The 26767-nt window shown below is 71.2% G+C and carries 27 protein-coding genes; 18 read left to right on the top strand and 9 right to left on the bottom strand.

What is annotated here, in order from left to right; genetic code table 11:
- Window positions 1-11: 11 nt before the first annotated feature.
- The 4 genes from ACZ607_RS21250 to ACZ607_RS21235 all read right to left on the bottom strand — a co-directional run bounded on the left by ACZ607_RS21250 (window position 12) and on the right by ACZ607_RS21235 (window position 3412).
- Window positions 12-710, bottom strand: coding sequence for an LmeA family phospholipid-binding protein (locus ACZ607_RS21250; protein WP_469736776.1), 699 nt, complete (start codon window positions 708-710; stop codon window positions 12-14).
- Window positions 711-865: 155 nt separating this feature from the next.
- Window positions 866-2155 (bottom strand): hypothetical protein, encoded by a 1290-nt coding sequence (locus tag ACZ607_RS21245; protein ID WP_469736775.1) that lies wholly within the window; start codon window positions 2153-2155, stop codon window positions 866-868.
- Between the two features lie 10 nt (window positions 2156-2165).
- Window positions 2166-2420 carry a MoaD/ThiS family protein gene (locus ACZ607_RS21240; protein ID WP_469736773.1) on the bottom strand — a complete coding sequence of 85 codons (255 nt, stop codon included), beginning with the start codon at window positions 2418-2420 and terminating at the stop codon, window positions 2166-2168.
- Between the two features lie 41 nt (window positions 2421-2461).
- Window positions 2462-3412, bottom strand: a complete 951-nt coding sequence (locus ACZ607_RS21235; protein ID WP_469736771.1) for an alpha/beta hydrolase — start codon at window positions 3410-3412, stop codon at window positions 2462-2464.
- Between the two features lie 299 nt (window positions 3413-3711).
- Between ACZ607_RS21235 and ACZ607_RS21230 the strand changes: the two genes are divergently transcribed.
- The 6 genes from ACZ607_RS21230 (at window position 3712) to ACZ607_RS21205 (ending at window position 9379) form a co-directional block, all read left to right on the top strand.
- Window positions 3712-4515, top strand: a complete 804-nt coding sequence (locus tag ACZ607_RS21230) for a response regulator transcription factor (protein WP_469736769.1) — start codon at window positions 3712-3714, stop codon at window positions 4513-4515.
- Between the two features lie 186 nt (window positions 4516-4701).
- Window positions 4702-5745, top strand: a complete 1044-nt coding sequence (locus ACZ607_RS21225; RefSeq protein WP_469736767.1) for a LacI family DNA-binding transcriptional regulator — start codon at window positions 4702-4704, stop codon at window positions 5743-5745.
- Window positions 5746-5839: 94 nt separating this feature from the next.
- Window positions 5840-6994 carry a S1C family serine protease gene (locus ACZ607_RS21220; RefSeq protein WP_469736765.1) on the top strand — a complete coding sequence of 385 codons (1155 nt, stop codon included), beginning with the start codon at window positions 5840-5842 and terminating at the stop codon, window positions 6992-6994.
- Window positions 6995-7007: 13 nt separating this feature from the next.
- The gene (locus ACZ607_RS21215; RefSeq protein WP_469736763.1) at window positions 7008-7187 is read left to right on the top strand and encodes a hypothetical protein; all 180 of its coding nucleotides are present in this window, start codon (window positions 7008-7010) and stop codon (window positions 7185-7187) included.
- Window positions 7188-7235: 48 nt separating this feature from the next.
- On the top strand, window positions 7236-7964 hold the full coding sequence (locus ACZ607_RS21210; RefSeq protein WP_360363486.1) for a response regulator transcription factor: 729 nt from the start codon (window positions 7236-7238) through the stop codon (window positions 7962-7964).
- Window positions 7961-9379, top strand: coding sequence for a sensor histidine kinase (locus ACZ607_RS21205; protein WP_469736761.1), 1419 nt, complete (start codon window positions 7961-7963; stop codon window positions 9377-9379). Before ACZ607_RS21210 ends, ACZ607_RS21205 begins: the two co-directional genes overlap by 4 nt.
- Window positions 9380-9410: 31 nt before the next feature.
- On the opposite strand, the gene ACZ607_RS21200 is transcribed toward ACZ607_RS21205, so the two are convergent.
- Window positions 9411-10304, bottom strand: a complete 894-nt coding sequence (locus ACZ607_RS21200) for a phosphatidylinositol-specific phospholipase C (protein ID WP_469736759.1) — start codon at window positions 10302-10304, stop codon at window positions 9411-9413.
- A 149-nt stretch (window positions 10305-10453) separates the two neighbouring features.
- Entirely contained in the window at window positions 10454-12280 is a 1827-nt protein-coding gene (locus tag ACZ607_RS21195; RefSeq protein WP_469736757.1) for a bifunctional metallophosphatase/5'-nucleotidase, read from the bottom strand.
- A 182-nt stretch (window positions 12281-12462) separates the two neighbouring features.
- Between ACZ607_RS21195 and mshD the strand changes: the two genes are divergently transcribed.
- From mshD to pstB, 11 genes are all read left to right on the top strand, one after another.
- A complete protein-coding gene (gene mshD, locus ACZ607_RS21190; protein ID WP_469736755.1) occupies window positions 12463-13386 on the top strand; it encodes a mycothiol synthase in 924 nt (307 codons plus the stop codon).
- A gap of 156 nt (window positions 13387-13542) precedes the next feature.
- Entirely contained in the window at window positions 13543-13950 is a 408-nt protein-coding gene (locus tag ACZ607_RS21185) for a GntR family transcriptional regulator (protein ID WP_469736753.1), read from the top strand.
- Window positions 13950-14843 carry an ABC transporter ATP-binding protein gene (locus tag ACZ607_RS21180; protein WP_469736751.1) on the top strand — a complete coding sequence of 298 codons (894 nt, stop codon included), beginning with the start codon at window positions 13950-13952 and terminating at the stop codon, window positions 14841-14843. The genes ACZ607_RS21185 and ACZ607_RS21180 overlap by 1 nt, the downstream gene beginning before the upstream one ends.
- On the top strand, window positions 14840-15826 hold the full coding sequence (locus ACZ607_RS21175; RefSeq protein WP_469736749.1) for a hypothetical protein: 987 nt from the start codon (window positions 14840-14842) through the stop codon (window positions 15824-15826). The genes ACZ607_RS21180 and ACZ607_RS21175 overlap by 4 nt, the downstream gene beginning before the upstream one ends.
- A 271-nt stretch (window positions 15827-16097) precedes the next feature.
- Window positions 16098-18344: an RNA degradosome polyphosphate kinase gene (locus ACZ607_RS21170; RefSeq protein ID WP_469736748.1), complete on the top strand. Its 2247-nt coding sequence runs from the start codon at window positions 16098-16100 to the stop codon at window positions 18342-18344.
- Window positions 18331-19332 (top strand): CHAD domain-containing protein, encoded by a 1002-nt coding sequence (locus ACZ607_RS21165; RefSeq protein ID WP_469736746.1) that lies wholly within the window; start codon window positions 18331-18333, stop codon window positions 19330-19332. Before ACZ607_RS21170 ends, ACZ607_RS21165 begins: the two co-directional genes overlap by 14 nt.
- Window positions 19329-19742 (top strand): NUDIX hydrolase, encoded by a 414-nt coding sequence (locus ACZ607_RS21160; protein WP_469736744.1) that lies wholly within the window; start codon window positions 19329-19331, stop codon window positions 19740-19742. The genes ACZ607_RS21165 and ACZ607_RS21160 overlap by 4 nt, the downstream gene beginning before the upstream one ends.
- Window positions 19743-19928: 186 nt before the next feature.
- Entirely contained in the window at window positions 19929-21062 is a 1134-nt protein-coding gene (pstS, locus tag ACZ607_RS21155; RefSeq protein WP_469736743.1) for a phosphate ABC transporter substrate-binding protein PstS, read from the top strand.
- Between the two features lie 128 nt (window positions 21063-21190).
- Window positions 21191-22183, top strand: a complete 993-nt coding sequence (gene pstC, locus ACZ607_RS21150) for a phosphate ABC transporter permease subunit PstC (RefSeq protein ID WP_469736741.1) — start codon at window positions 21191-21193, stop codon at window positions 22181-22183.
- Window positions 22180-23268, top strand: a complete 1089-nt coding sequence (gene pstA / locus ACZ607_RS21145) for a phosphate ABC transporter permease PstA (RefSeq protein WP_469736740.1) — start codon at window positions 22180-22182, stop codon at window positions 23266-23268. Before pstC ends, pstA begins: the two co-directional genes overlap by 4 nt.
- Before the next feature lie 37 nt (window positions 23269-23305).
- On the top strand, window positions 23306-24082 hold the full coding sequence (pstB, locus tag ACZ607_RS21140; RefSeq protein ID WP_469736738.1) for a phosphate ABC transporter ATP-binding protein PstB: 777 nt from the start codon (window positions 23306-23308) through the stop codon (window positions 24080-24082).
- Between the two features lie 151 nt (window positions 24083-24233).
- Here pstB and ACZ607_RS21135 read toward each other — a convergent pair whose 3' ends face one another.
- Together ACZ607_RS21135 and ACZ607_RS21130 are read right to left on the bottom strand one after the other, a co-directional pair.
- A complete protein-coding gene (locus tag ACZ607_RS21135; protein WP_469736736.1) occupies window positions 24234-25232 on the bottom strand; it encodes an inorganic phosphate transporter in 999 nt (332 codons plus the stop codon).
- A 5-nt stretch (window positions 25233-25237) separates the two neighbouring features.
- Window positions 25238-25858: a DUF47 domain-containing protein gene (locus tag ACZ607_RS21130; protein ID WP_073743490.1), complete on the bottom strand. Its 621-nt coding sequence runs from the start codon at window positions 25856-25858 to the stop codon at window positions 25238-25240.
- A 221-nt stretch (window positions 25859-26079) separates the two neighbouring features.
- Between ACZ607_RS21130 and ACZ607_RS21125 the strand changes: the two genes are divergently transcribed.
- The gene (locus tag ACZ607_RS21125) at window positions 26080-26427 is read left to right on the top strand and encodes a metal-sensitive transcriptional regulator (RefSeq protein ID WP_099174206.1); all 348 of its coding nucleotides are present in this window, start codon (window positions 26080-26082) and stop codon (window positions 26425-26427) included.
- A 104-nt stretch (window positions 26428-26531) separates the two neighbouring features.
- Here ACZ607_RS21125 and ACZ607_RS21120 read toward each other — a convergent pair whose 3' ends face one another.
- Window positions 26532-26741, bottom strand: a complete 210-nt coding sequence (locus ACZ607_RS21120) for a hypothetical protein (RefSeq protein ID WP_469736733.1) — start codon at window positions 26739-26741, stop codon at window positions 26532-26534.
- Between the last annotated feature and the right edge of the window lie 26 nt (window positions 26742-26767).

The raw sequence follows: 26767 nt of genomic DNA, 5'->3' as shown, positions 1-26767 counted from the left end.
CGGCCCCGTCGTCAGCCCGCGAGACGGATGTCGGCTCCGGACATCGATATCTCCAGGCCGCCCGGCGCCACCTCGATCTTCTCCAGCTTCAGGCCGTCGGGCAGCCCGCCGATCCCACGCTCGAAGTCGGTCTTCTTCCTGACCAGGCCCTCCAGGCCGGGGATGCCCTCGCCCGGGACCTCGTCGGCGCGCACCTTGACGGTGTCGCCGTCGACCAGGGTGACCGTGGAGAGCACGCTGCGCGTGACGGTCTTGTCCAGCAGCGGGATCTGCACCGAGCCGGTGACCTTGACCTTGCCGTCGCCGCCGTAGGCGACCGTGACGCCCTCGTCGGCCGCCTCCGTGAGCGCCGCGTACGAGATGACGGCCGTCCCGGTCGCCCTGGACGCCGTCGCGCTGGTGTAGCCGGCACCCAGAGTCACCTCACGCAGCTGGGCGCGGATCTCGCTGATGCGCACCGTCCGGCCGGCCGCGTCCGCGCGGACGTCCTTGACCGTGACGTCGACGCGGTCCAGCTCCCTGCCGGTCACCTGGGTCAGGAACGGGAACCCCTTGATCGACACATCGGTCGAGCCGGCCTCGGCGCCGCCGCCGAAGGAGACCCGGTCCTCGGCCTCGGACTCCGCGAAATACACGGCGGCGCGGTCCACGGCGACGAAGACGCCACCCAGGACCACAGCGATGATCAGCAGTATGCGCAGTGCTCGCATGCGTGTCGTTCCCCCACTCGGACCGGCCGGACCCCTGGCGCACGTGAGCCTACTGCCGCGGTGCGGCGCGCCCGGAGTGATCGACGAGCGGAAGGCCCGGCCGGTTCCCCGGAGGCGGGGAGTGTGAGTGAGGGAACGTCAGATATGCCCAGGAGTCAGGCGATCGCACGGCCGATCAGGTAGACGGCGGGGGCGGCGGCCGTGAGCGGCAGGGCCACTCCCGCCGTCATGTGCACGAAGCGGGACGGGTAGTCGTAGCTCGCGACCCGCAGGCCGATCAGTGCGCAGCCGCCCGCCGCGAACCCGAGGAACGCGGCCTGCGCTCCGAAGTCCGTGAACATGCCGGCGGCCAGGCCCGCGCCCGCCCCGGCGAGCAGCGCCACGACGACCGACGCCGGACCGGGCAGCGGAAGGGCCCTGACGAGCACGGCCAGGGCGACCGCGACACCGCCGACCGTCACCGCGTCCGGGACGGCGGCCAGATGCCCCGCGGCCAGCACGGCGAGCGCGGCCGAGGCGACGGTGGCCGTCAGCCCGTACATCCGCTCGTCGGCCCCGGCACGGCTGCGCAGCTGGAGGACGAGCGTGAGCAGGACCCAGACGCCGAGCGTGCCGAGGATGGCCGCCGGGGCGTTGCTCCGGCCCGCCGCGAGCAGTACGACGTCGGCCACGACACCGCCGGCGAAGGCCAGCGCGATGCCCTGCCTGGCCGGCCACATCCCGTTCAGCCGGAACCACCCGGCGGCCGTCACGGCCTGGAGCAGCACCAGGGGCACGAGCAGGGCGTAGGGCCCGATCGCGGCGCCGAGGGCGAGGAGCAGACCGAGGCCCGCGGTGATCGCGGCCGGCTGCATCCCCGGCGCGATGATCGGCGAACGCCCCTCGGCTCGGGCCCGCTGGGCGTCGGTGATTCGGCTGTTGCCCAGGGTGGTGGGCGCGCCGTAGCCGGAGCCGTCGGCTACGGCGGACGGAGCCTCCGGGGCCGCCGGGGCGGGCGGAGCCGCGGGGGACTCGGGCGGCAGCGGACGGCCGCCGGGGGCGCCCTGCGCGGCGGCAGGGGCCGGGGCGGGTGCCGGCCGGTGCTGCGGCTGGATCGTGGGCTGGTACTGGGTGTCCCAGGTCTGGCCCTGCCACGTCTGGGTGGCGTCCTGTCCTGCGGGCCCTTGGGGCACGCCCTGCTCCGGGTACACGGGATACGCGGGAGGCGGCTGCTGCCCGTACGCCTGCTGCGGGTCGGGCTGCCCGTACGCCTGCTGCTGCGGGTCCGGCTGCCCGTACGGGGCCTGCTGCGGGTCCGGCTGTCCGTACGCCTGCTGCTGCCCGTACGTGGGCTGCTGCTGCCCGTAGGCGTCCTGCCCGGACTCCGGGTCGTAGGGCTGCTGCTGCCCCTGGTACTGCTGCCCGTGTCCCGGGTCGTACGGATACTGCTGATCGTTGTTGCTCATGGTCTGCGGTTCACCCTCCTGCGAACGGCGGGAGCACCTCGACCGTGCCGCCCTCGGCAAGCCGTACGGTCTCATGACCGCGGGTCCCCACAGGATTCCCGTCGATCAGGAACGAGCAGCGGAGCAGTACGCGCTCCAGCTCACCGGGGTGCCGCTCGCGCACCCCGTCGAGCGCCTCGGCGAGTGTCTCCGCCGTGTACGGCTCCTCCGCGGTCCCTGCGGCGGCCTTGGCCGCGGCCCAGTAGCGGATCGTCCCCGCTGCCATGCCGGCACCCCTTTCGTCGTACGTCAGCTGTCCATCATGGATCACGCCGCGTCCGTCCAGTCGGCGATACGGCTCAGCAGTCCCTCGTCGGCGGCGTTCTCCGCGTGCCCCATGCCGTGCTCCAGCCAGAGCTCCGCCCCGCCCCCGGCCGCCTCCGCCAGCATCCGGGGGTGATCGACGGGGAAGTACGGGTCTCGGTCGCCGTGCACGATCAGCAGGGGCGCGGTGATCAGCGGGACGGCCTCCACCGGCGAGAGCGGCACCGGGTTCCAGTCCTCGCGGTGGATCCGGGTGCGGAAGCCGTAGCGGCCGACGAGCCGGCCCGTGGGGCGGGTGACGACCCAGTGCAGCCGGCGCATGGGGGCGGTGCCCCGGTAGTACCAGCGAGCCGGCGCGCTCACCGAGACGACCGCATCCGTATGTGCGCCGATGTGCGCCCTAGTGCGCCCCTCGTGCGCCGTGTGCGCCTCGGAGTACGGCCCGGACCGGGGTCCCACCCGTTCGGCCCCTGCCGTTCCGGATTCCTCTCCGGTGAATTCAGCGGCTTCCGGAGCCGTATACAGAGCGGCGTGCCGGAGCACCACGGAACCGCCCATCGAGAAGCCGACCGTAACGACGCGCCGGTGTCCGAGCGACCGCGCCCAGGCGACCGCGGCGGCCAGATCGAGGACCTCGCGGTCCCCCACCGTGGACCGTCCGCCGGACCTTCCGTGACCCCGGAAGGAGAAGGTGATCACGGCCGCACGCTGGGCGAACACCTCCGCGGCCCGTAGCAGCGCCGGCCGGTCGACGGAGCCGGTGAAGCCGTGCGCGAGGACCACCGCGGTCTCCCCGGACGCCCCGCCACCGGCGCCCCCGGAACCCGCCGTACACGGGGTGTACACCGCCTCGATACGGACCCCGTCACCGGTCAGCAATGTGGTGCGCCGGGGGGTCGGCGTGATCGAGGGAACAGAAGAACTCGGGAATCGACCCTCGGACGCAGAACTCATGTGGGCTATTCTGCTGCGAAGAGGATCCGGGCAATGCAGCCCCCGGGTCCTTTTGTGCTTTCCGAGCGTTGTTACGGCAGCGTTTCCACAAGCTCAGCGGTCCCCGGGCGCGGGACCGCACAGTAAAAAACGTATGACGATCGTCGCAGGTGATGACGTCAGACGGGAGTACGAAGCAGTGCCGCATACTCCCCCGGGTCCGACCCGGGAGTGCCCCTCTCGCAGGGAACGAGGAGGACCGACGTAATGGGCGAGCTGAACGTGCACGATCGACCGACGACCCAGGCAGGTGGGCGGCGATGAGTTCACTGCTGCTTCTGACGAATGCCCTTCAACCGTCGACGGAGGTGCTCCCCGCCCTCGGTCTTCTGCTCCACAGCGTGCGGGTCGCCCCCGCCGAGGGCCCCGCACTCGTCGACACCCCTGGTGCCGACGTCATTCTCATCGACGGCCGCCGCGACCTCCCCCAGGTGCGCTCGCTCTGCCAGCTGCTGCGGTCCACCGGGCCCGGCTGTCCGCTGATCCTCGTCGTGACGGAGGGCGGCCTCGCGGCCGTCACCGCGGACTGGGGCATCGACGACGTCCTGCTGGACACCGCGGGTCCCGCAGAGGTCGAGGCCCGGCTGCGCCTGGCCACCGGCCGCCAGCAGATCACCTCCGACGACTCCCCCATGGAGATCCGCAACGGCGACCTGTCGGTCGACGAGGCGACGTACAGCGCCAAGCTCAAGGGCCGGGTGCTGGACCTGACCTTCAAGGAGTTCGAGCTGCTCAAGTACCTCGCGCAGCACCCGGGCCGGGTCTTCACCCGCGCCCAGCTGCTCCAGGAGGTCTGGGGCTACGACTACTTCGGCGGCACCCGCACGGTCGACGTCCACGTACGACGGCTGCGGGCCAAGCTCGGCCCCGAGCACGAGTCGCTGATCGGCACCGTGCGTAACGTCGGCTACCGCTTCGTCACCCCCGAGAAGGGGGACCGGGGCGGCGAGGAGGCCAAGGCCAAGGCGGCGGCGATGCCGGTCGACCAGGAGGTCACCCGTTCGGAGCAGTCGTCGGAGCCCGAGATCGCCGAAGAAGCCCCGGTCCGGCCTGCCAAGAGGTAGCGGGTGACAGCTGGATAGGGCCGGATCAGGGAGCGGGGTCCGGTGCGTGCAGCTGCAAGGCGGAGGATTGAGGCATGGCGGAGCCATGGTGATTGACGACAACGCCGCAGATGTGCGTGCCGGACCCCGCGAGCCCGGCCCTATCCAGCTGTCACCCGCTTGGTCCATCCGCGTAGACTGCCGCGCGTGGCCAAGGTGACGCGGGACGATGTGGCGAGACTGGCGGGGACCTCGACAGCGGTCGTCAGCTACGTCATCAACAACGGACCCAGGCCGGTCGCCCCGGCCACGCGCGAGCGGGTGCTCGCCGCCATCAAGGAGCTGGGCTACCGGCCCGACCGGGTCGCCCAGGCCATGGCCTCGCGGCGCACCGACCTCATAGGGATGATCGTGCCGGACGCCCGGCAGCCCTTCTTCGCGGAGATGGCGCACGCGGTCGAACAGGCGGCGGCGGAGCGCGGCAAGATGGTGCTCGTCGGCAACTCGGACTACCGCGACGAGCGCGAGGTCCACTATCTGCGGGCCTTCCTCGGCATGCGGGTCTCCGGGCTGATCCTGGTCAGTCAGGGTCCGAGCGAGCGGGCGGCGGCCGAGATAGAGGCGTGGGACGCCCGCGTGGTGCTGCTGCACGAGCGCCCCGAGGCGATCGACGACGTCGCGGTCGTCACGGACGACGTCGGCGGCGCCCAGCTCGCCACCCGCCATCTCCTGGAGCACGGCAACGCCTATGTGGCGTGCCTCGGCGGCATGGAGTCGACCCCGGTGGTCGGTGACCCGGTCGCCGACCACATCGAGGGCTGGCGCCGGGCGATGCAGGAGGCCGGGAAGCCCACGGAGGGCCGGCTCTTCCACGCCCCGTACAACCGTTACGACGCCTACCAGGTGGCCCTGAAGCTGCTGGCCGGTCCCGACCGGCCCCCGGCGATCTTCTGCGCCACGGACGACCAGGCCATCGGGGTGCTGCGGGCCGCGCGTGAGCTGCGGATCGACGTGCCGGGGGAGCTCGCCGTGGCGGGCTTCGACGACGTGAAGGAAGCGGGGCTGACCGATCCGCCGCTCACGACGGTCTTCTCGGACCGCCCGGCGATGGCCCGCGCGGCCGTCGACCTGGTCCTCGACGACTCGCTGCGGGTCTCGGGGTCGCGGCGCGAGCGGCTGAAGCAGTTCCCGTCGGCGCTGGTGGTGCGCCGGTCGTGCGGCTGCGGCGAACCGCCGGTCATCGCCCGGTAGCGGAGCGCTTCCTTATACAGGACATACGAGGTTCTGCCGGGCTTCTCAGCGGGCACTCAGGCTGCTCTCATGTTCACTGGCCACTCTCGTGGACATGACCGAAAGCCACCGCCCGAGCGGCGAGTACCCGATGTCCCCCTCGTACGACAACGGCCCGTACGGCGCGGCCCCGCACGGTTCCGCCCCGCACGGTTCCGCCCCGCACGGTTCCGCTCCGTACGGCGGTGGCGAGGCGGCCTATCCGCCGCCGCCGGCCTACGCACCCGAGCAGGGCACCACCGAGATGCCCGCCGCCGCCCACGCCTGGCCCGCCCCGGCCCCCGAGCCCGCCGCCGACGCCCCGAAGTCCGAGCGCCGGGTCAAGCGGCCGCTGGCCCTGCTGGCGGCCGTGGCGATCGCCGCCGCGGCGATCGGCGGCGGCACCGCCACCCTCATCGGCGAACTCGCGGGCGGCGGCTCCGGCAGCACGGGCTCCGGCGGCGTCGTCAGCGGCACCACCGTCTCGCAGAGCAGCGCGGGCACCGTCTCCGGCGTGGCCACGGCCGTCTCGCCGGCCATCGTCGAGATCAGCGCGACGTCCTCGGCGGGCGAGGCCACCGGTTCCGGCGTCGTGATCACGTCGGACGGCGAGATCGTCACCAACAACCACGTCATCTCGGGCGCCTCCACGATCAAGGTGGCCCTCAGCACCGGCAAGTCGTACACCGCCAATGTCGTCGGCACGGACGCCGACAAGGACCTGGCGCTCATCAAGCTCCAGGGTGCGAGCGGCCTGAAGACCGCCTCGCTCGGCGACTCCTCGTCGGTGAAGGTCGGCGACCAGGTCGTGGCGATCGGCTCGCCCGAGGGCCTGACCGGCACGGTCACCAGCGGCATCGTCTCGGCGCTCGACCGTGACGTGACGGTCGCCAAGGACGAGGACCAGAGCCAGGGCCAGCAGCAGCAACAACAGGGCGGCCAGAACTGGCCGTTCGAGTTCGGCGGCCAGCAGTTCAACGGTGAGACCGGCTCCTCCAAGACCACGTACAAGGCCATCCAGACCGACGCCTCGCTCAACCCCGGCAACTCCGGCGGCGCCCTGATCAACATGAACGGCGAGATCATCGGCATCAACTCCGCGATGTACTCCCCCAGTTCGTCCAGCACCTCGGGCAGCTCGGCCGCGGGCAGCGTCGGCCTGGGCTTCGCCATCCCCGTCAACACCGTCAAGGCCGACCTGGACGCCCTACGCGCCGGCGACGGCTCCTGACCAGGAGGTCTCCATGAACCCCGGCCCCGACACCGCCGGCCCGGCCGGCCTGGCCCTTCCCCTCGCCCTGGCCGCCGAACTGGCCGGCCGCGCCTCGACCCCGGCGGGCCCCCGCCCGCCGGAGGTCCGCACCACCGGCACCGGCCGCAAGCGCCGTGCCGCGCGACGCCGTGCGGCGGCCGTGCGAGGCTGAGAGCCGAGCACCCCGCACCCCGGCCCGAAGGAAGAGGACGAAGAAGCGATGAGCCCCGCCGAAGACGATCCCCAGCGCGTCCTGATCGTCGACGACGAGCCCGCCGTGCGCGAGGCCCTGCAACGCAGCCTGGCGTTCGAGGGGTACGGCACGGAGGTGGCGGTGGACGGTTACGACGCCCTCGCCAAGGCGGAGTCGTACGCCCCCGACCTGATCGTCCTGGACATCCAGATGCCCCGCATGGACGGCCTCACCGCCGCCCGGCGCATCCGCTCCACCGGGTCGACCACCCCCATCCTGATGCTCACCGCCCGCGACACGGTGGGCGACCGGGTCACCGGCCTCGACGCCGGCGCCGACGACTACCTCGTCAAGCCCTTCGAGCTGGACGAGCTCTTCGCCCGCATCCGCGCCCTGCTGCGCCGCAGCTCGTACGCAGTCGCCGCGGGCGGCCCCCTTCCGGACGACGACGTGCTGTCCTTCGCGGACCTCCGCATGGACCTGAACACCCGCGAGGTCACCCGCGGCACCCGCCGGGTCGAGCTGACCCGCACCGAGTTCACCCTCCTGGAGATGTTCCTGGCCCACCCCCGGCAGGTGCTGACCCGCGAGCAGATCCTCAAGGCGGTCTGGGGCTTCGACTTCGAACCCAGCTCCAACTCCCTGGACGTGTACGTGATGTACCTGCGCCGCAAGACGGAGGCGGGCGGCGAGCCCCGCCTCGTCCACACGGTCCGGGGCGTCGGGTACGCCCTGCGCTCCGGCGGTGAGGGGTGACCGGCCTGCGCCGTCGGCTCCGGGCCCTCCCGCTCCGCTCCCGGCTCGCCCTGCTGGTCGCCACGGCGGTCGCGGTGGCCGTGGCGGCGGTGGCCGCGGCGTGCTGGTTCGTGACGCGGGACCAGCTGGAGCATCAGCTGGACGACTCGCTGCGGAGTTCGAAGGTGGACGACGTCTACCTGGCGAACCTGTACGCGTACTGCAAGGGCGGCACCTCGCAGGAGATCCCGCCCCTGCCGAGCGTGACGGTCCAGCTCATCGACGCCCAGGGCACCGTGTGTGCCGCCCCCGGCACCTCCAAACTGCCGGTGACCGACGCGGACGTGGAGGTGGCCGAGCGTCAGCGGCCCTACGCCCTGCACACGGAGAAGGCCGAGAACGGCTCGGAGATGCGGGTCTTCACCTCCCGCCTGGACGTCGGAAGGGGCCCCGGGGCGGGGTCGGGGAACCTCGCGCTCTCCATCGCCCGCCCCATGAGCGAGGTCACCGACCCGCTCTCCACCCTCGCCTGGGTCCTGCTCCTCGTCTCCGGCATCGGCGTGGTCGGCGCGGGCGCGGCCGGCCTCTGGATCGCCCGTACCGGCCTGCGCCCGGTCGACGACCTGGCACGCGCCGTCGCGCACGTGGCCGAGACCGAGGACCTGACCATCCGGATCCCGGCGGAGGGCGAGGACGAGATCGCCCGCCTCTCCCGGTCCTTCAACTCCATGACCAGCTCCCTGGCCACCTCCCGCGACCGCCAGTCCCAGCTCATCGCGGACGCCGGCCACGAGCTGCGCACCCCGCTCACCTCGCTGCGTACGAACATCGAGCTGCTCTCCCGCAGCGACGACACCGGCCGGGCCATCCCGCCCGACGACCGCAAGGCCCTGATGGCCTCGGTGAAGGCGCAGATGACGGAGCTGGCCGCGCTCATCGGCGACCTCCAGGAACTCTCCCGCCCGGACGCCGCGCAGCCCGGCCCCCTCCAGGTGGTCGCGCTGCACGACATCACCCGTACCGCACTGCAACGCGCGCGGCTGCGCGGCCCGGAGCTGACCGTCGAGGCCGAGCTGGCCCCCTGGTACGTACGCGCCGAACCGGCGGCGCTGGAGCGGGCGGTCGTCAACGTCCTGGACAACGCGGTGAAGTTCAGCCCGCCGCGCGGGACGATCGACGTCACCCTGCACCGCGGCGAGCTGACCGTACGCGACCACGGCCCCGGCATCCCCGCCGAGGAACTCCCGCACGTCTTCGACCGCTTCTGGCGCTCCCCGTCGGCCCGTCAGCTCCCCGGCTCGGGCCTCGGCCTCTCGATCGTGGCCCGCACGGTCCAGCAGGCGGGCGGCGAGATCATGCTGAGCCCGGCGGAGGGCGGCGGCACGACGGCCACGATCCGCCTCCCGGGCGCGCCGCAGCCGCCGCCGGGGGTGTGACCGGCGGCGACGCGCCACCGCCGGGGGCGGGTCAGCCCGTCGGGTTGTGCCGGATCAGCGACTCGACCAGACCGGACCGGGTCGCCGGGTAGTCCAGCGGGACGATGCCGAGGCCCGTCCAGCCCGACGCCTCCGATCCGTCGAGGAACGCGTGCACCTGCGGGTTGAGCCGGTCGGCGTTCGAACGGGGCGGCAGCAGGGCCGCGGTGCTCACGTAGTTCATGAAGAACTTCCCGGGCTGCTGCGCGGCCTTGCGGAACTGCGCCTCGATCTTCGGGTACTTGGCGAACGGCTCCGCCATGTAGTCGTCCTGGATGTCGAAGAGGGCGGAGTCCCCGTAACGGACGCCCGGGAGCCCGCCGTTGTCGGCCAGCAGCACGACCTTGCCGCGGGCGCCGCCGAGGTCCGGGAGCGTCGGATCGAGACGGAGGAGGGAGCGCCAGCCCTTGCCGTCGAGGTAGATGTCGAAGATCCGCCGGAACGCGGCGTCGCTCTCCTCCGAGTACTCCTGTTTGACCCGCATCAGCACGGTCTCCGACGGCCGCTGCGCCAGGAAGTCCCGGCAGGCGCCCAGCACGTCGTCGAAGTTCAGGTTCTGGTACGAGGCCCCGTGATGGATCGCGTACGCGTCGCCGCTGATCCGGCAGCGCACATCGAGGAAGCGGACGCCGCTGGTGAGCTGCTCGGCGATCGTGGTGTTCTGGCACGCCGTCCAGGGGCCGCCGAACCGCGCTCCGGAGTTGTGCGTACCCGGGATCGTGAGGCGCCGCAGCGGGGTGGCGTCGGGGATGGCGCCCATCCAGTCCTGGGTGCCGAGGACCCTGGCCGGGGCGGCTACGGCGGGACCGGCGCCGACGACGGCGGTGGCGGAGAGCACGAGGGCTCCGGTCAGAAAGCCTCTGCGGGTGCTCAGGGTTGTGGACATGCGGGTGCCTCCGTCGGCCGTGGGGGGTCAGCCCACGAATTGTGACGCGCCCACGTCATGTCAGGAAGAGGGCGTGGGTTCCGCGCGGGCCGACGGGAAAGGGGCGGCGGGACCGGTCCGGCCCGCCGCCCCTCACCCACGTACGGGTCCTACTGGACGACCGTGATCCGGTCCGTGGCCGGCGGGGCCAGCGGGGCCTCGGCGGTGGAGTGCGCCGCCAGGTACGCGTTGAACAGGTCCAGGTCGGACGCGCCGACCAGCTTGTTCGTGCCCTCGCCCAGGGCCGCGAAGCCGTCGCCGCCGCCCGCGAGGAACTCGTTCATCGCGACGCGGTACGTCTTCGCCGGGTCGATCGCCTCACCGTTCAGCCGGATCGTGTCCGCGACCACCCGGTCGGCACCCGACTTCGTCATGTCCAGCGTGTAGGTGAGCCCCTTCGAGACCTGGAGGATCTTCGGGGACGCCTCGTTGGAGCCGCTGACCTGCTGCTGGAGCGCGGCCACCAGCTGTGCGCCCGTCAGGTCGACGACGTTCATCATGTTGGTGAACGGCTGGACGGTGAACGCCTCGCCGTACGTCACCACCCCGTCGCCCTCGCTGCCGGACGCCGTGTACACCAGGTCCGCGCGGATGCCGCCCGGGTTCATGAACGCGACGACCGCGCCGCCCTTGTCCTCGGGAGCCAGGCCCTCCAGCTGGGCGTCGGCGATCAGGTTGCCCAGGGGCTTCTCGGGAGCCGTGGAGCCGCGGCCGTTGATGTCGGCCGTGATCCAGCCCTGCGGCCGGTTCGCGATGGGTGCGGCGAGCGCGTTCCACCGGGTGATCAGCTTCGTCATGTCGGTGGCCTTGGCCTGGTCCCGGCTGACGATGTGGTTCGCCGACTCCACCGACGTACGCACGATGTCGTGGGTCCGGCGGTCGTAGGTGAGGGTCGTGTCGGTGTAGAGCTTGCCGAAGGACGACGCCGAGGTGACCATGCGCGGCTTGCCCGAGGGGTCCGGGACCGTGCAGACGTACGCCTGGTGGGTGTGGCCCGTGACCAGGGCGTCGACCTTCGGCGTGATGCCCTTGGCGATGTCCACGATCGGCCCGGAGATGCCGTCACCGGCGCCGGGGCTGTCACAGTCGTAGTTGTACGACGCCGAGGCCGGCGCCCCGCCCTCGTGGATCAGGGCGACGATGGACTTGACGCCCTGCCGGTCCAGTTCCTTGGCGTACTTGTTGACCGTCTCGATCTCGTCGTGGAACTTCAGGCCCTTGACGCCGTTGGCCGTGACGATGTTCGGCGTGCCCTCCAGGGTCACCCCGATGAAGCCGATCTTGACGCCGTTCTTCTTCCAGACCGTGTACGGCTTGAGGATCGGCTTGCCGGTCTTCTCGCTCGTCACGTTGGCCGCGAGGTAGGGGAAGTCCGCGCCCTTGAACTTCTTGCCCTTCTCGTAACAGCCCTCGACCGGGTGGCAGCCGCCGTTCTGGAGGCGGGCCAGCTCGGTGGCGCCCTCGTCGAACTCGTGGTTGCCCACCGCCGTGACGTCGAGGTCGAGCCCGTTGAGCGCCTCGATGGTCGGCTCGTCGTGGAAGAGCCCCGACAGCAGCGGGCTGGCGCCGACCATGTCGCCGCCGGCCGCCGTGACGGAGTACGGGTTGCCCTTGCGCGCGGTGCGCAGCGAGGTCGCGAGGTACTCGACGCCGCCGGCGGGGACCGACTTCACCGTGCCGTCGGCCTGTGTCTCGCTGACCGACCCGGCGGAACCGGCCGGCGGCTCCAGGTTGCCGTGCAGGTCGTTGAAGGAGAGCAGCTGCACATCGACGGTGCGGGACTGGTGGCCGTGGCCGTGGCCGTGCCCCTTGCCCCGGTCGTGGGCACCGGCCGGCATCGCGGCGACGAGCGCCCCTACGGTGACGAGTCCGGCCGTGGCGGCCAGCACCCGCCGGGACACGCGGTTCTTCTGTGGATGCTGCGGTGTCGCTGACATCGGTCCCCTTCAAGTCTCTGGATCCTGCGTGCCGCAGCCTAGGGTCAACGCGCGTAGCGCGACAGGTGTCGCGGGTTACGAACTGGTTGCCGGACCGTCGGGAACGCCACCCCGGCACCCCACCCGCTTGTCGCGCGGCCTTCACCCCCGGCGGCCCACCCCCGCCCCGTACGCTCGTACCCATGACGACTGACGCACCCCTCCCCTCACCCGGGCGCGAGATCGAGACCCTCGACGCGCTCACCCCCGAGCAGGCCGACGCCGTCCTCGTCCTCCTCGGCGAGGCCGCCGCGACCGACGGCCGGCAGGCCGTGTCCGAGCAGGGGCGGCTGCAGTTGAGGGGCGGGCACCGCGAGGGCGTCCGGCATTTCCTGCTCACCGTCGACGGGGCACTGGCCGGATACGCGCAGCTGGAGGACGCCGATCCCGTCGAGGCCCCCGCGGCCGAGCTGGTCGTCGCCCCCTCCCACCGGGGCCGCGGCCACGGCCGGGCGCTCGGTGCCGCGCTCCTCGCCGCGACCGGGAAGCGGCTGCGGGCCTGGGCGCACGGCGGCAAGTCGGCTGCCCGGCACCTCGCGCAGGTGCTCGGCCTCTCCCTCTTCCGCGAACTGCGCCAGCTCCGGCGGCCGTTGACCGACCTGGACATCGCCGAGCCGGTGCTCCCGCCGGGTGTCACCGTGCGCACCTTCGTGCCCGGTCAGGACGACGCGGCCTGGCTCGCCGTCAACAGCGCCGCCTTCGCCCACCACCCCGAGCAGGGCTCCCTCACCCAGCGGGACCTCGACGACCGCAAGGCCGAGCCCTGGTTCGACCCGGAGGGCTTCTTCCTCGCCGAGCGCGACGGCGAACTCATCGGCTTCCACTGGACGAAGGTGCACGCCGAGGACGAGCTCGGCGAGGTCTACGTCGTCGGCATCCGCCCCGACGCCCAGGGCGGCGGCCTCGGCAAGGCGCTCACCGCGCTCGGCCTGCGCCATCTGGCCTCCCGCGGACTTCCGACGGCGATGCTCTACGTCGACGCCGACAACCCCGCGGCCCTGTCGGTGTACGAGCGGATGGGCTTCGCCACGCACGAGGTCGACCTGATGTACCGCACGGAGTCCTGAGCGGCACCGACACCGCGAGGGCGTGTTTTGAAAGTAGCGCCGTCCGCCCGGAGGGCGGGAGGGACTTTCAAAACACGCCCTAGGGGCGGCGTCACTTGACGCCGCCCCTTCCTTACGCCACCCTTTCACTACTCAATTAGTGAAAGGGTGGTGAACATGGCCGGGTCCGCAGCGGTCGAATTCCGCATCGACCGGCGCAGCGGCGTCGCCACCTACCTCCAGATCGTGCAGCAGACCAAGCAGGCGCTCCGCCTCGGTGTGCTGGAGCCGGGCGACCGGCTGCCCACGGCCCGCGAGGTCGTCGAGGCCACGGCGATCAATCCCAACACCGTGCTCAAGGCCTACCGCGAGCTGGAACGCGAGGGCCTCGTCGAGGCCCGCCGCGGCCTCGGCACCTTCGTCCGCCGCACCCTGGGCAGCGCGGCGGTCACCACCGACGCGCCCCTGCGCGCCGAACTCACCGAGTGGACCCGCAGGGCCCGCGCGGCGGGGCTCGACAAGGACGACGTGAGCGCGCTCTTCACCGACGTACTGGACAGCACATTCAAGGGGGACCAGCACTGATGACCGGTGCCGCGATCGAGGCGAACGGCCTCGGCATGACCTACGGGCGAAAGCGCGGGTGGGCCCTGCGCGACTGCTCGTTCCGGCTGCCCGCCGGGCGGATCTGTGCCCTCGTCGGCCCCAACGGAGCGGGGAAGTCCACGCTGCTCGGCCTCGCCGCCGGCCTGCTGCGGCCCGCCGAAGGGTCCATACGGATCCTCGGCGCCACGCCCGCCGAGGTGCGCCACCGCATCGCGTACGTCGCCCAGGACAAGCCGCTGTACCCGCAGCTCACCGTGGCCGACACACTGTGGGCCGGAGCCGAGCTCAACCCCGCCACCTGGGACCGGGAGGCCGCCGACCGGGTCGCCGGACCGCTCCCCCGGGACGCCAAGGTCCGTACCCTCTCCGGCGGTCAGCGCACCCGGCTCGCCCTGGCCCTCGCGCTGGGCAAGCGGCCCGGACTGATGCTGCTGGACGAGCCGATGGCCGACCTCGACCCCCTCGTCCGGCACCAGCTCATGGGCGTCCTGATGGCCGAGGCCGCCGAGCACGGGACCACCATCGTGATGTCCTCGCACATCCTCACCGAGCTGGAGGGCTCCTGCGACTTCGTCCTGCTCGTCGACGGGGGCCGGGTCCGGCTCGGCGGCGAGAGCGACGACATCGTCGCCGCGCACGCCCTGGTCACCGGCCAGGCCCGCGACCTCGCCCCGCACACCGTCGTCGAGGCACGCACGACGGGGCGTCAGCTCACCGCGCTCGTACGCAAGGAGGGCCCGGTGGACACCGCCGCCTGGGACGTCACGGAGCCCTCCCTGGAGGAGCTGCTGCTCGCCCACCTCCGCTCCCCGGAGGCACCGCCGCTGCTCACCCCGAGCGCGCACGCCGACCGGGAGGTGGCCGCGATATGAGCACCCTCACGCCTGAACGCCCCTCCCTGCGCGGCTCCGCCCGTGTCGTCGTACGCCAGCACCGGTGGACGCTGAGGATCGCGGGCGCAGCCGCCCTGGCCGCGGTGATCGCCCTGGTCGCGACGGCCCTGTGGTCGTCCCACGTCGTCGACGCCTTCGAGTCCGGCCCCTGCTCGGTCGAAGGAGACCCGGGCCGCAGCTGCTACCAACCGGTCCGCGACTACATGGACGCCACCTTCCACCTCGGCCAGGTGTACGACTACGCCGCCCTGTTCCTGAGGGCCCTGCCCCTCCTGGTCGGCGCGTTCGTCGCGGGGCCGCTGATCGCCCGGGAGCTGGAGAGCGGCACCTACAAGCTCTCCTGGACGCAGTCCGTCCCGCCGGTCCGCTGGCTCATCGCCAAGCTCGCCGTGCCCGCCGTCCTGCTGCTGGCCGGGGTGTCCGTGCTGACGGCCGTGCTCGCCTGGGCGCGGTCCCACGCGGACACGCCCTACCCCGCCCAGTGGCATGACGCGCCGGTCGTCAGCACCTCGGGCGTCCTCCCCGTCGCCCACACGCTGTTCGGGATGGCCGTCGGGGCGCTCGCCGGCCTGCTGGTGCGCCGCACCGTCGCCGCGCTGGCCGTCTCCGCGCTCGTCACCGGCGTGACCGTCACGTTCTTCACCTACTGGCGTGGAGAGCTGTGGCCCCGGAACACGTACACCGGTAAGAGCCTGAACCCCGGCGAGAACGTGTGGTGGGTGGAGACGGGCCACCTCACCGGCACCGGCGAGCGCCTGCCGCAGAGCCTGTGCGGCCAGGCCGGGTCCACGAGCGCCCAGACCCGGTGCTTCGCGGACCACGGCGTCACCGGTCACTACCTCGACTACCACCCCGCCTCCCATTTCTGGCCCGTCCAGCTCGTCGAGACCGGCATCCTGCTCGCCCTCGCCGCCCTGGCCCTCGCGCTCGCCTTCCGGGTGCTGCGCCGTCGCACCGGCTGAGAGACCACCCCTGTCCGGGCCCCGGGGGGAGTCCGGGCAGGGGGTTCACCGACGGTGAGCACCGGATACGCACCGCAGCCACACCGCTTCCTGTACGTCATGTCACCGTTACCGGCCATTCAGACGGCCTTGCGACCCTCACGGGATGCAGCCAGCTGTGCCCACCCCCCGCAACGGGAGCGGCCCCGGTCCAGGGGCCACTTCCGCCTCTCCCGCGATCTTTACGGGCTCCGACGCGCCTCAGGAGCCGAACGCGCGGAAGAATAGGTCCATGAGCCAGCAGCCCAGCTCCGAGGTCCCGGTCCAGCCCACCCAGCCGTCGGTCGGCTCCCTCGCCGCCCACCGGCCGCACGCGGTCGCCGGCGCGGTACCGGCAGGCCTGTCCACAGCCGCCGACCTGGACCCCGATCTGGACAACGACCCGGACGCGTACGAGCCCGAGGGCGACGGCGACGAACTGCCGCAGGGCCGGTTCCTCGACCGGGAGCGGAGTTGGCTCGCGTTCAACGAACGCGTTCTGGAGCTCGCCGAGGACCCCGCCACACCGCTCCTCGAACGGGCTAACTTCCTCGCGATCTTCGCCTCGAACCTGGACGAGTTCTTCATGGTCCGGGTCGCCGGCCTCAAGCGCCGTATCGCCACCGGCGTCGCCACCCGCTCCGCGTCCGGACTCCAGCCCCGCGAGGTCCTCGACCTGATCTGGACCCGCTCCCGCGAGCTCATGGCCCGCCACGCCGCCTGCTACCAGCAGGACGTCGCGCCCGCCCTGTCCGACGAGGGGATCCAGCTGGTCCGCTGGCCCGAGCTGACCGAGAAGGAACAGGCCCGCCTGTTCACCTTCTTCCGGCAGCGGGTCTTCCCCGTGCTTACCCCGCTGGCCGTCGACCCGGCGCACCCGTTCCCGTACATCTCCGGGCTCTCGCTGAACCTCGCCGTCGTCGTCCGCAACCCCGTCAGCGGCCACCGGCACTTCGCCCGCGTCAAGGTTCCGCCGCTGCTCACCCGCTTCCTGGAGGCGTCCCCGCAGCGTTACGTCCCGATAGAGGACATCATCGCGGCCCACCTCGAAGAGCTCTTCCCGGGCATGGAGGTCCTCGCCCACCACATGTTCCGGGTCACCAGGAACGAGGACCTGGAGGTCGAGGAGGACGACGCCGAGAACCTGCTCCAGGCCCTGGAGAAGGAGCTCATGCGCCGCCGCTTCGGCCCGCCGGTCCGGCTGGAGGTCGAGGAGTCCATCGACCCGTACGTCCTGGACCTGCTCGTCCGCGAGCTGAAGATCTCCGAGACCGAGCTCTACCCGCTGCCGGGCCCGCTCGACCTCACCGGCCTGTTCGGCATCGCGTCGCTGGACCGGCCCGAGCTGAAGTACCCCAAGTTCGTCGCCGGCACCCACCGCGACCTCGCCGAGGTCGAGTCCGCCTCCGCACCCGACATATTCGCCGCCCTGCGCGAACGCGACGTGCTGCTGCACCACCCGTACGACTCCTTCTCCACCTCCGTCCAGGCCTTCCTGGAGCAGGCGGCGGGCGACCCGGACGTGCTGGCGATCAAGCAGACCCTGTACCGGACCTCGGGCGACTCCCCGATAGTGGACGCCCTGATCGACGCGGCCGAGTCCGGCAAGCAGGTCCTCGTCCTCGTCGAGATCAAGGCCCGCTTCGACGAGCAGGCCAACATCAAGTGGGCCCGCAAGCTGGAGGAGTCCGGCTGCCACGTCGTCTACGGCCTCGTCGGCCTCAAGACCCACTGCAAGCTGTCGCTCGTCGTCCGCCAGGAGGGCGACACCCTGCGCCGCTACTCCCACGTCGGCACCGGCAACTACCACCCCAAGACCGCACGGCTCTACGAGGACCTCGGCCTGCTCACCGCCGACCCGCAGGTCGGCGCCGACCTCTCCGACCTCTTCAACCGGCTCTCCGGCTACTCCCGCCGCGAGACCTACCGCCGGCTGCTGGTCGCCCCGAAGTCCCTGCGCGACGGACTGATCGCCCGGATCAACAAGGAGATCACCCACCACCGCGCGGGCCGGCCCGCCTACGTACGCATCAAGGTCAACTCGATGGTCGACGAAGCGGTCATCGACGCCTGCTACCGCGCGGGCCAGGCCGGGGTGCCCGTCGACATCTGGGTGCGCGGCATCTGCGCGATCCGCCCGGGCGTCGACGGCCTCTCCGAGAACATCCGGGTCCGCTCGATACTCGGACGCTTCCTCGAACACTCCCGGGTCTTCGCCTTCGGCAACGGAGGCGAGCCCGAAGTGTGGTTCGGCAGCGCCGACATGATGCACCGCAACCTCGACCGCCGGATCGAAGCACTGGTCCGCGTCACCGACCCCGCGCATCGCGCCGCACTCAGCAGGCTCCTGGAAACAGGCATGTCCGACACCACCTCCTCCTGGCACCTGGGCCCCGACGGAAACTGGACCCGGCACTCCACGGACGCGGACGGGCAGCCGCTGCGGCACGTACAAGAGATGCTCATTGACGCCCGGAGGCGCCGGCGTGCGACGCCCTGACCACCAGACGACGACCCTCTCCGCCGAAGCGGTCCTCGCGCCCTACCTGCGCGAACAGGCCGGCTGCTTCCTGCGGGGACTGCGGCTGCACCGCGAGCACAGCGCCCCCGCGGACACCGGCACCCGGAGCGCCGACGAGGCCGCCCGCGCGCTGCGCCACGCGGCACGCCGGATCAGCGGCACGCTGCACACCTTCCGGGGGGCGCTCGACCCGGCCTGGGCCGACCAGCTCCGCACCGAGCTGGCCTGGCTCTCCGGCACCCTGGCCCGCGAGCAGGCGTACGCCACCCGGCTCGGCCGGCTCCTGGACGCGCTGCACCAGCTCTCCGGCTCCTCGCTCCCGGCGGCCCGCACCGCCACCGGGGAGAACGGGGACGGGAGCGACAAGGAGCGGGCCGCGCTCGGCGTCGGCGCCGCCCGGGCCGGAGCCCTCCTGGAACGCCGGCTGACCCTCGCCCGGACCCGCGCCCACTCGGCCGCGCTCCAGGCGCTGGGCTCCTCCCGCTTCCACGCCGTCGCCGACGCCGTCGCGCTGCTCGCCTCCGAGGTCCCCCTGGCGTCACCAGCGGCGGCAACCCCTGGAGCAGGGGAGGAGGTGCTGCACGCCCCGGCCGGGCTGGCCGAACAGCTGATGCTGGACGCGGTGGCCGCGCTCCCGCCCGACGAGGCGGTCGAACCGTACAACGAGGCCCATGACGCCCTCTGGCACCAGGCCCGGCTGCTGCTGCGCCTCCACCGGTACGCGCACGAGATGCTGCGCGGCGCCCCCGATCCGGCCCTGGCAGGCCCCGGCCACGCCCTGGACCTTCAGCGGGACGCGGCGGAGGCCGCGGCTGCGGCGGCAGCGGCGGCGCGCACCCCGCGCATCGCCCCCGCGACGGCGTACGCCCTGGGGGTGCTGCACGCCGACCAGCGGCACGAGGTGGAGGCGGCGCGCGCCGTGTTCCGGGAGAGCTGGCCGTACGCGGCGGCCGTGACCGCGCCATGAGCGGGACGACCGTACGGGCGGCGGGGTGCGTGCTGTGGCGCCGCACCCCGGACGGCGGCGGCCTGGAGATCTGCCTGGTCCACCGCCCCCGCTACGACGACTGGTCGTACCCCAAGGGCAAGCTGAAGCGCGGTGAGACCGCGCTGGAGGGCGCCCTGCGCGAGGTCCTGGAGGAGACGGGCCACCACTGCGTGCCGGGCGCCACGCTGCCCACGGCCCTGTACACGGCGAACGGGCGGCCCAAAGAGGTCAGCTACTGGGCCGCCGAGGCGACGGACGGCACGTTCGCGCCCAACGACGAGGTCGACGAGCTGGCCTGGCTCTCCCCCGAGGCCGCCCGCGCCCGCCTGAGCCGCCCGGGCGACCGCGTCCAGCTGGACGCCTTCCTGGAGAGCGGCCCGCACGTCTGAGTGGGCCGGAACCAGCCCGCCCGACACGGTTCACCCGCCGTTCACTCTCCCCCGTAGGCCGCTTCACCTGTTCTGCCTAATTTCGGACGTACCAGGTGCACGGCGCCAAGCCGGAGCACCACTCCTCATCGCACGCCGCCTCGTCCCCCACCAGCCGCGGCGGCTCCTGGAAGGAACACCCCGAAAGTGAAGCTTCAGCGCAAGAACCGGCTTCGTGCCACCGCGCTCGGTGCCCTCGCCGTCTCCGGCGCCCTGGTCCTCACGGCGTGCGGTTCGGACGACAACACCGGCACCGAGGCGGAGGGCGGCAAGACGAGCGCCGCCGCGTCGAACATCAAGTGCGACGGCGCCGAGGGCCAGCTGCGCGCTTCCGGGTCCAGCGCCCAGAAGAACGCGATGGACCTCTGGGTCAAGAACTACATGGCCGCCTGCTCCGGCGTGGAGATCAACTACAGTTCCTCCTCCTCCGGTGAGGGCATCGTCGCGTTCAACCAGGGCACCGTCGGCTTCGCCGGCTCGGACTCCGCCCTGAAGCCCGAAGAGGTCGCCGAGTCGAAGAAGATCTGCAAGACCGGCCAGGGCATCAACCTCCCGATGGTCGGCGGGCCGATCGCGATCGGCTTCCACCTGGAGGGCGTCGACAGCCTCACGCTGGACGCCCCGACCCTCGCCAAGATCTTCGACACCAAGATCAAGAAGTGGAACGACCCGGCGATCGCCGCGCTCAACAAGGGCGTCGACCTCCCGGACAAGGCCATCCAGCCCTTCCACCGCTCCGAGGACTCCGGCACCACGCAGAACCTCGGCAAGTACCTCGCCGCCGCGGCCCCGGCCGACTGGAAGTACGAGGCCGAGAAGAAGTGGCCGGCCCCCGGTGGCCAGGCCGCGTCCGGCTCCTCCGGCGTCGCCTCCCAGGTGAAGGCCGTCGACGGCACGATCGGCTACTTCGAGCTGTCGTACGCCGCCTCGCAGGACATCACCACCGTCGACATCAACACCGGTGGCGCCGCCCCGGTGAAGGCCACCTCGGAGAACGCCTCCAAGGCCATCGCCGCCGCCAAGGTCAAGGGCACCGGCAAGGACCTGGCGCTCGACCTCGACTACACCACCAAGGCCGAGGGCGCGTACCCGCTGGTCCTGGTGACGTACGAGGTCGTCTGCGACACCGGCAACAAGGCCGACACCCTCGGCACGGTCAAGTCCTTCCTGGGCTACGCCTCCTCCGCGGACGGCCAGAAGGTCCTGACCGACGCCGGCTACGCCCCGATCCCCGAGGCGATCAACGCCAAGGTCCGCGAGACCGTCGCCGGCCTCTCGTAACCACCACCGCACGACACGCAGGCGGGCCGGTCCGGCGCACCCCTCCGGACCGGCCCCCACCGCCCGACCCATCCGGTGCACCGCCGCCAGGGGAGCCCGCCGGTTCCCCCACACAGACCGGAAAGACCATGGCTTCCACGACACCGCTCGACATCCCACCGGCTCCGCCGGTCACACGCGGCCGCCCCAAGTCCACCGGGCGCGCCGGCGACAGGATCTTCCTGGGCCTCTCCCGCGGCTCGGGCATCCTGCTGCTCGTGATCATGGCGTCGATCGCCGCGTTCCTCACCTACCGCGCCGTCATCGCCATCTCGAAGGACGAGGGCAACTTCCTCACCACCCTCGAATGGAACCCGGCCGGCGACCCGCCGGTCTTCGGCATCGCGGTCCTGCTCTTCGGCACGGTCGTCAGCTCGGTCATCGCGATGATCATCGCGGTCCCGATCGCCGTCGGCATCGCCCTCTTCATCTCGCACTACGCGCCGCGCAAGCTGGCCGCCCCCCTCGCCTACGTGATCGACCTGCTCGCCGCGGTGCCCAGCATCGTCTACGGCATCTGGGGCGCCCTGGTCCTCGTCCCGTACCTGGAGGGCCTGAACCTCTGGCTCGACCGGTTCTTCGGCTGGACGTACGTCTTCGAGAAGACCGAGGTCGGGATTCCGCGCTCGCTCTTCACCGTCGGCATCCTCCTCGCGATCATGATCCTGCCGATCGTGACCAGCGTCAGCCGCGAGGTCTTCCTCCAGGTCCCGAAGATGAACGAGGAGGCGGCGCTCGCCCTGGGCGCCACCCGCTGGGAGGTCGTCCGCCTCTCGGTACTGCCCTTCGGCCGCTCCGGGATCATCTCGGCCTCCATGCTCGGCCTGGGCCGCGCGCTCGGCGAGACGATGGCCGTCGCCACGGTCCTGTCGCCGAACTTCCTCATCTCGCTGCACGTGCTCAATCCGGGCGGCGGGACCTTCGCCCAGAACATCGCGGCCGCGTTCGGTGAGGCCGACGAATTCGGCCGGGACGCCCTGATCGCGTCGGGCCTCGTCCTCTTCGTCCTCACCCTGCTGGTCAACGGCGCGGCCCGGCTCATCATCGCCCGCCGCAAGGAGTACTCGGGGGCCAACGCATGACCCACGCCACCACCGCCGACATCCAGGACAACCGTCCGCGGACCTCGCCGGAACCCCGCACCCCGGCTCTCAGCAGCCGCAGCCTCCCCCGCTGGGCCCCGCTCGGCTTCGCCGCCGTGGCGGTCGCGCTCGGCATCGGGATCTCCCTGGCGGCCGGCTGGCAGAGCCGGGTGCAATGGGGCCTGATCTCGGCCCTGTTCTTCCTGACGATCTCGTACGCCGTGACGACCGCCGTCGAGAACAAGCGCCAGGCCAAGGATCGCCTCGCCACCAGCGTCGTCTGGGTCTGCTTCCTCCTCGCCGTCGTCCCGCTCGCCTCGCTGCTCTGGACCACGGTCAGCCGGGGCGCCGAGCGCCTCGACGGCTACTTCCTCACCCACTCGATGGCCGGGGTCCTCGGCTCCGAGGACAGCGGCGGCGTCTACCACGCGCTGATCGGCACCCTGGAGCAGGTCGGGATCGCCACGGTGATCTCCGCCCCGCTGGGTCTGCTGACCGCCGTCTACCTGGTCGAGTACGGCAAGGGGACGCTCGCCAGAGCCGTCACCTTCTTCGTCGACGTCATGACGGGCATCCCGTCCATCGTGGCCGGTCTCTTCATCCTGTCGATCATGCTGATCGCGAGCATCGAGCCGTCCGGCCTGATGGGCGCGCTGGCCCTGACGATCCTGATGATCCCCGTCGTGGTCCGCTCCACCGAGGAGATGCTCAAGCTCGTCCCCAACGAGCTCCGCGAGGCCTCCCTCGCCCTCGGCATCCCGAAGTGGCGCACCATCCTCAAGGTGGTCCTGCCCACCGCGATCGGCGGCATCACCACCGGCGTCATGCTCGCCATCGCCCGCATCGCCGGGGAGACGGCACCGATCATCCTGCTGGTCTTCGGCAGCCAGCTGATCAACACGAACCCCTTCGAAGGCGCGCAGTCCTCGCTGCCGTTCTACATCTACGAGCAGTACAAGGTCGGAGAGGCCGCGTCCTACGACCGCGCCTGGGCCGCCGCGCTGGTGCTGATCGCCTTCGTCATGATCCTCAATCTGGTGGCCCGCGGCATCGCCCGCTGGAAGGCCCCCAAGACCGGTCGCTGACGCGGCCATCGGCGACCCGAAAGAAGCAGTGATTCACATGGCCAAGCGCATCGACATCGGCGGCCTCACCGCCTACTACGGCTCCCACAAGGCCATCGAGGACATCTCGATGACGGTGGAGCCCCGCTCCGTGACCGCCTTCATCGGCCCGTCCGGCTGCGGCAAGTCCACCTTCCTGCGCACCCTGAACCGCATGCACGAGGTCACCCCCGGCGGCCGCGTCGAGGGCAAGGTGCTGCTGGACGACGAGGACCTGTACGGCTCCGGGGTCGACCCCGTCACCGTGCGCCGCACGGTCGGCATGGTCTTCCAGCGCCCGAACCCCTTCCCGACCATGTCGATCTTCGACAACGTCGCGGCGGGCCTGCGGCTGAACGGCTCGTACCGCAAGAACCAGCTGTCGGACATCGTCGAGAAGTCCCTCCGGGGCGCCAACCTCTGGAACGAGGTCAAGGACCGCCTGAGCAAGCCGGGCTCCGGCCTCTCCGGCGGCCAGCAGCAGCGCCTGTGCATCGCCCGCGCGATCGCGGTCGAGCCCGAGGTGCTGCTGATGGACGAGCCCTGCTCCGCACTCGACCCGATCTCGACCCTCGCCATCGAGGACCTGATCGGCGAGCTGAAGGAGCGCTTCACGATCGTCATCGTGACGCACAACATGCAGCAGGCGGCCCGCGTCTCGGACCGTACGGCGTTCTTCAACCTCTCGGCGGTGGGCAAGCCCGGCCGGCTGATCGAGATCGACGAGACGGAGCGGATCTTCTCCAACCCGTCCGTCCAGGCGACCGAGGACTACATCTCCGGACGCTTCGGATAACCCCCCTACGGCCTTGGGGTGCTGCATGGCGGTGCCACCACAAGGCGAAAGGGTCCGCCCCCGCTCTCCACAGGAGAGCGGGGGCGGACCCATTCACAGGTATTCACAGGCGCCCACAGGCGCGCGCGGGGAAGGAACCGGGGCGAACCGGTCACCCGAAGAGCAGGACCACGATCCCGTAACTCCCCGCGGCGACCAGCGCCGCCGCCGGCATCGTGATGAACCAGCCCAGGATGATGTTCTTGGCCACGCCCCACCGCACGGCGTTCACCCGCTTCGTGGCGCCGACACCCATGATCGCCGAGGTGATCACATGAGTCGTGGAGATCGGCGCGTGGAACAGGAACGCCGAGCCGAACATGATCGACGCACCCGTCGTCTCGGCGGCGAAACCCTGCGGCGGGTCCAGCTCGATGATCTTGCGGCCGAGCGTCCGCATGATGCGCCAGCCACCGGCGTACGTCCCGAGGGACAGCATCAGCGCGCAGACGAGCTTCACCCAGACCGGGATCTCGTCGTTCGGGCCCTCGACATCGGCGATGACCAGGGCCATCACCACGATGCCCATCGTCTTCTGGGCGTCCTGCAGACCGTGTCCCAGGGCCATGCCCGCCGCCGAGACCGTCTGCGCGATACGGAAGCCGCGCTTGGCCTTGTGCGGGTTGGACTTCCGGAACATCCACATGATGCCGACCATCACCAGATAGCCGACGACCAGGCCGATGACCGGCGACAGGAACATCGGGATGACGATCTTCTCCAGCACCCCGTCCCAGTGCACCATCGTCCCGCCGGCCAGCGCCGCGCCGACCATGCCGCCGAAGAGGGCGTGCGAGGAGGAGGACGGCAGACCGTAGTACCAGGTGACGAGGTTCCAGATGATCGCGCCGACCAGCGCCGCGAAGAGGATGCCCATCCCCTTCTGGCCTTCGGGCGTGGCGATCAGGCCTTCGCTGACGGTCTTGGCGACTCCCTGACCCAGGAAGGCACCTGCGAGGTTCATCACAGCGGCCATCGCCAGAGCCGCACGCGGGGTCAGTGCCCGGGTGGAGACCGAGGTGGCGATGGCGTTCGCCGAGTCGTGGAAGCCGTTCGTATACGTGAAGCCGAGCGCGACGCCGATGGTCACGATCAGCGCAAAGGTGTCCACGAGGTTCAGGACTCCTTGACCGCGATGGTCTCCACGGTGTTGGCGACGTGCTCGAACGCGTCGGCCGCCTCTTCCAGCACATCCACGATCTGCTTGAGCTTCAGCACGTCCATGGCGTCGTACTTGCCGTTGAACAGGTGCGCGAGCAGCTTGCGGTGGATCTGGTCGGCCTGGTTCTCCAGACGGTTGACCTCGATCCAGTACTCCGTGAGGTTGTCCATCGTCCGCAGGCTCGGCATGGCCTCGGCGGTCAGTTCCGCCGCCCTGGCCAGGACCTCGATCTGCTGCTCGACACCCTTCGGGAGCTCGTCGATCTGGTACAGCACGACCAGGTCGACGGCCTCCTCCATGAAGTCCATGATGTCGTCGAGCGACGACGCGAGGTTGTAGATGTCCTCGCGGTCGAACGGCGTGATGAAGGAGGAGTTCAGCTGGTGGAAGATCGCGTGGGTGGCATCGTCCCCCGCGTGCTCCGCTGCCCGCATACGCTCCGCGATCTCGACTCGGGAGGCAGAATCCGCCCCGAGCAGTTCCATCAGGAGTTTCGAGCCCGTGACGATGTTGTCCGCGGATGCGGAAAACATGTCGTAGAAGCTCGTCTCCCTGGGGGTCAGACGAAAGCGCACGTGGGGTCCTCGGGGTGCTTTGGATTCGGTCAGGCTGATGCTAGGCGCATCATCCGGCCACGGCTAACCGGCGTTCTTCAGTGTCGCGCATCGGGCACAGTGATCAGCACGGCCCCCCGGTCACGTTTCGGCTGGATTCGGTACGATATACCCGGCAGGGGTATACAGACGGCACAGAACGGCACGCTCACCGCAGGCCACGAGGACAACGGGAGGACCCCATGACCACCACCGAGGCCGCCGACGCAGCCGGTACGGAAGCGGTCGTCACCGACCACGACCGCGGGATCCACGGCTACCACCACCAGAAGGAGGAGCACCTCAAGCGGCTGCGCCGCATCGAGGGCCAGATCCGCGGCCTCCAGCGGATGGTGGACGAGGACGTCTACTGCATCGACATACTCACGCAGGTCTCGGCCTCGACGAAGGCCCTCCAGTCCTTCGCGCTCCAGCTGCTGGAGGAGCATTTGCGCCACTGTGTCGCGGATGCCGCGCTCAAGGGCGGCGAGGAGATCGACGCGAAGGTCGAGGAGGCCACGAAGGCGATCGCCCGGCTCCTGCGGACCTGATTTCGGCCGGGGAAGCGAGAGCCGGAGGCCGGAGAGCCCGAGGCCGAAAACCAGGGGTGGGGATCCCGGGGGGAGGGAAAGCCGGGGAGGGGAAACTCACCCCGTCATCCCCGGTGGCGCCCCTGCCGGGGAATCGTCGGCACCGGCTCGGGGAACTCCGCCCCGACGTTGAGCACCTCGTCGATACGGTCGGGACTGAGCCGGTCCTCGAGCGCGTCCGCCGCCGCGATCATGAGCTCGCCGCACAGTTCGATCTCGGCGAGGGCCACACAGTCCTGAGCGCTCGGAGCGCTGAGCGTCACCACCTGCGTCACCTCTCTCTGCTGTCGCCGACTCCTGG

It is taken from the genome of Streptomyces sp. NPDC104381, assembly GCF_055583745.1.
Note: the sequence above shows the minus strand (reverse complement) of the source record. Positions and strands in the feature narration are given on the sequence as shown.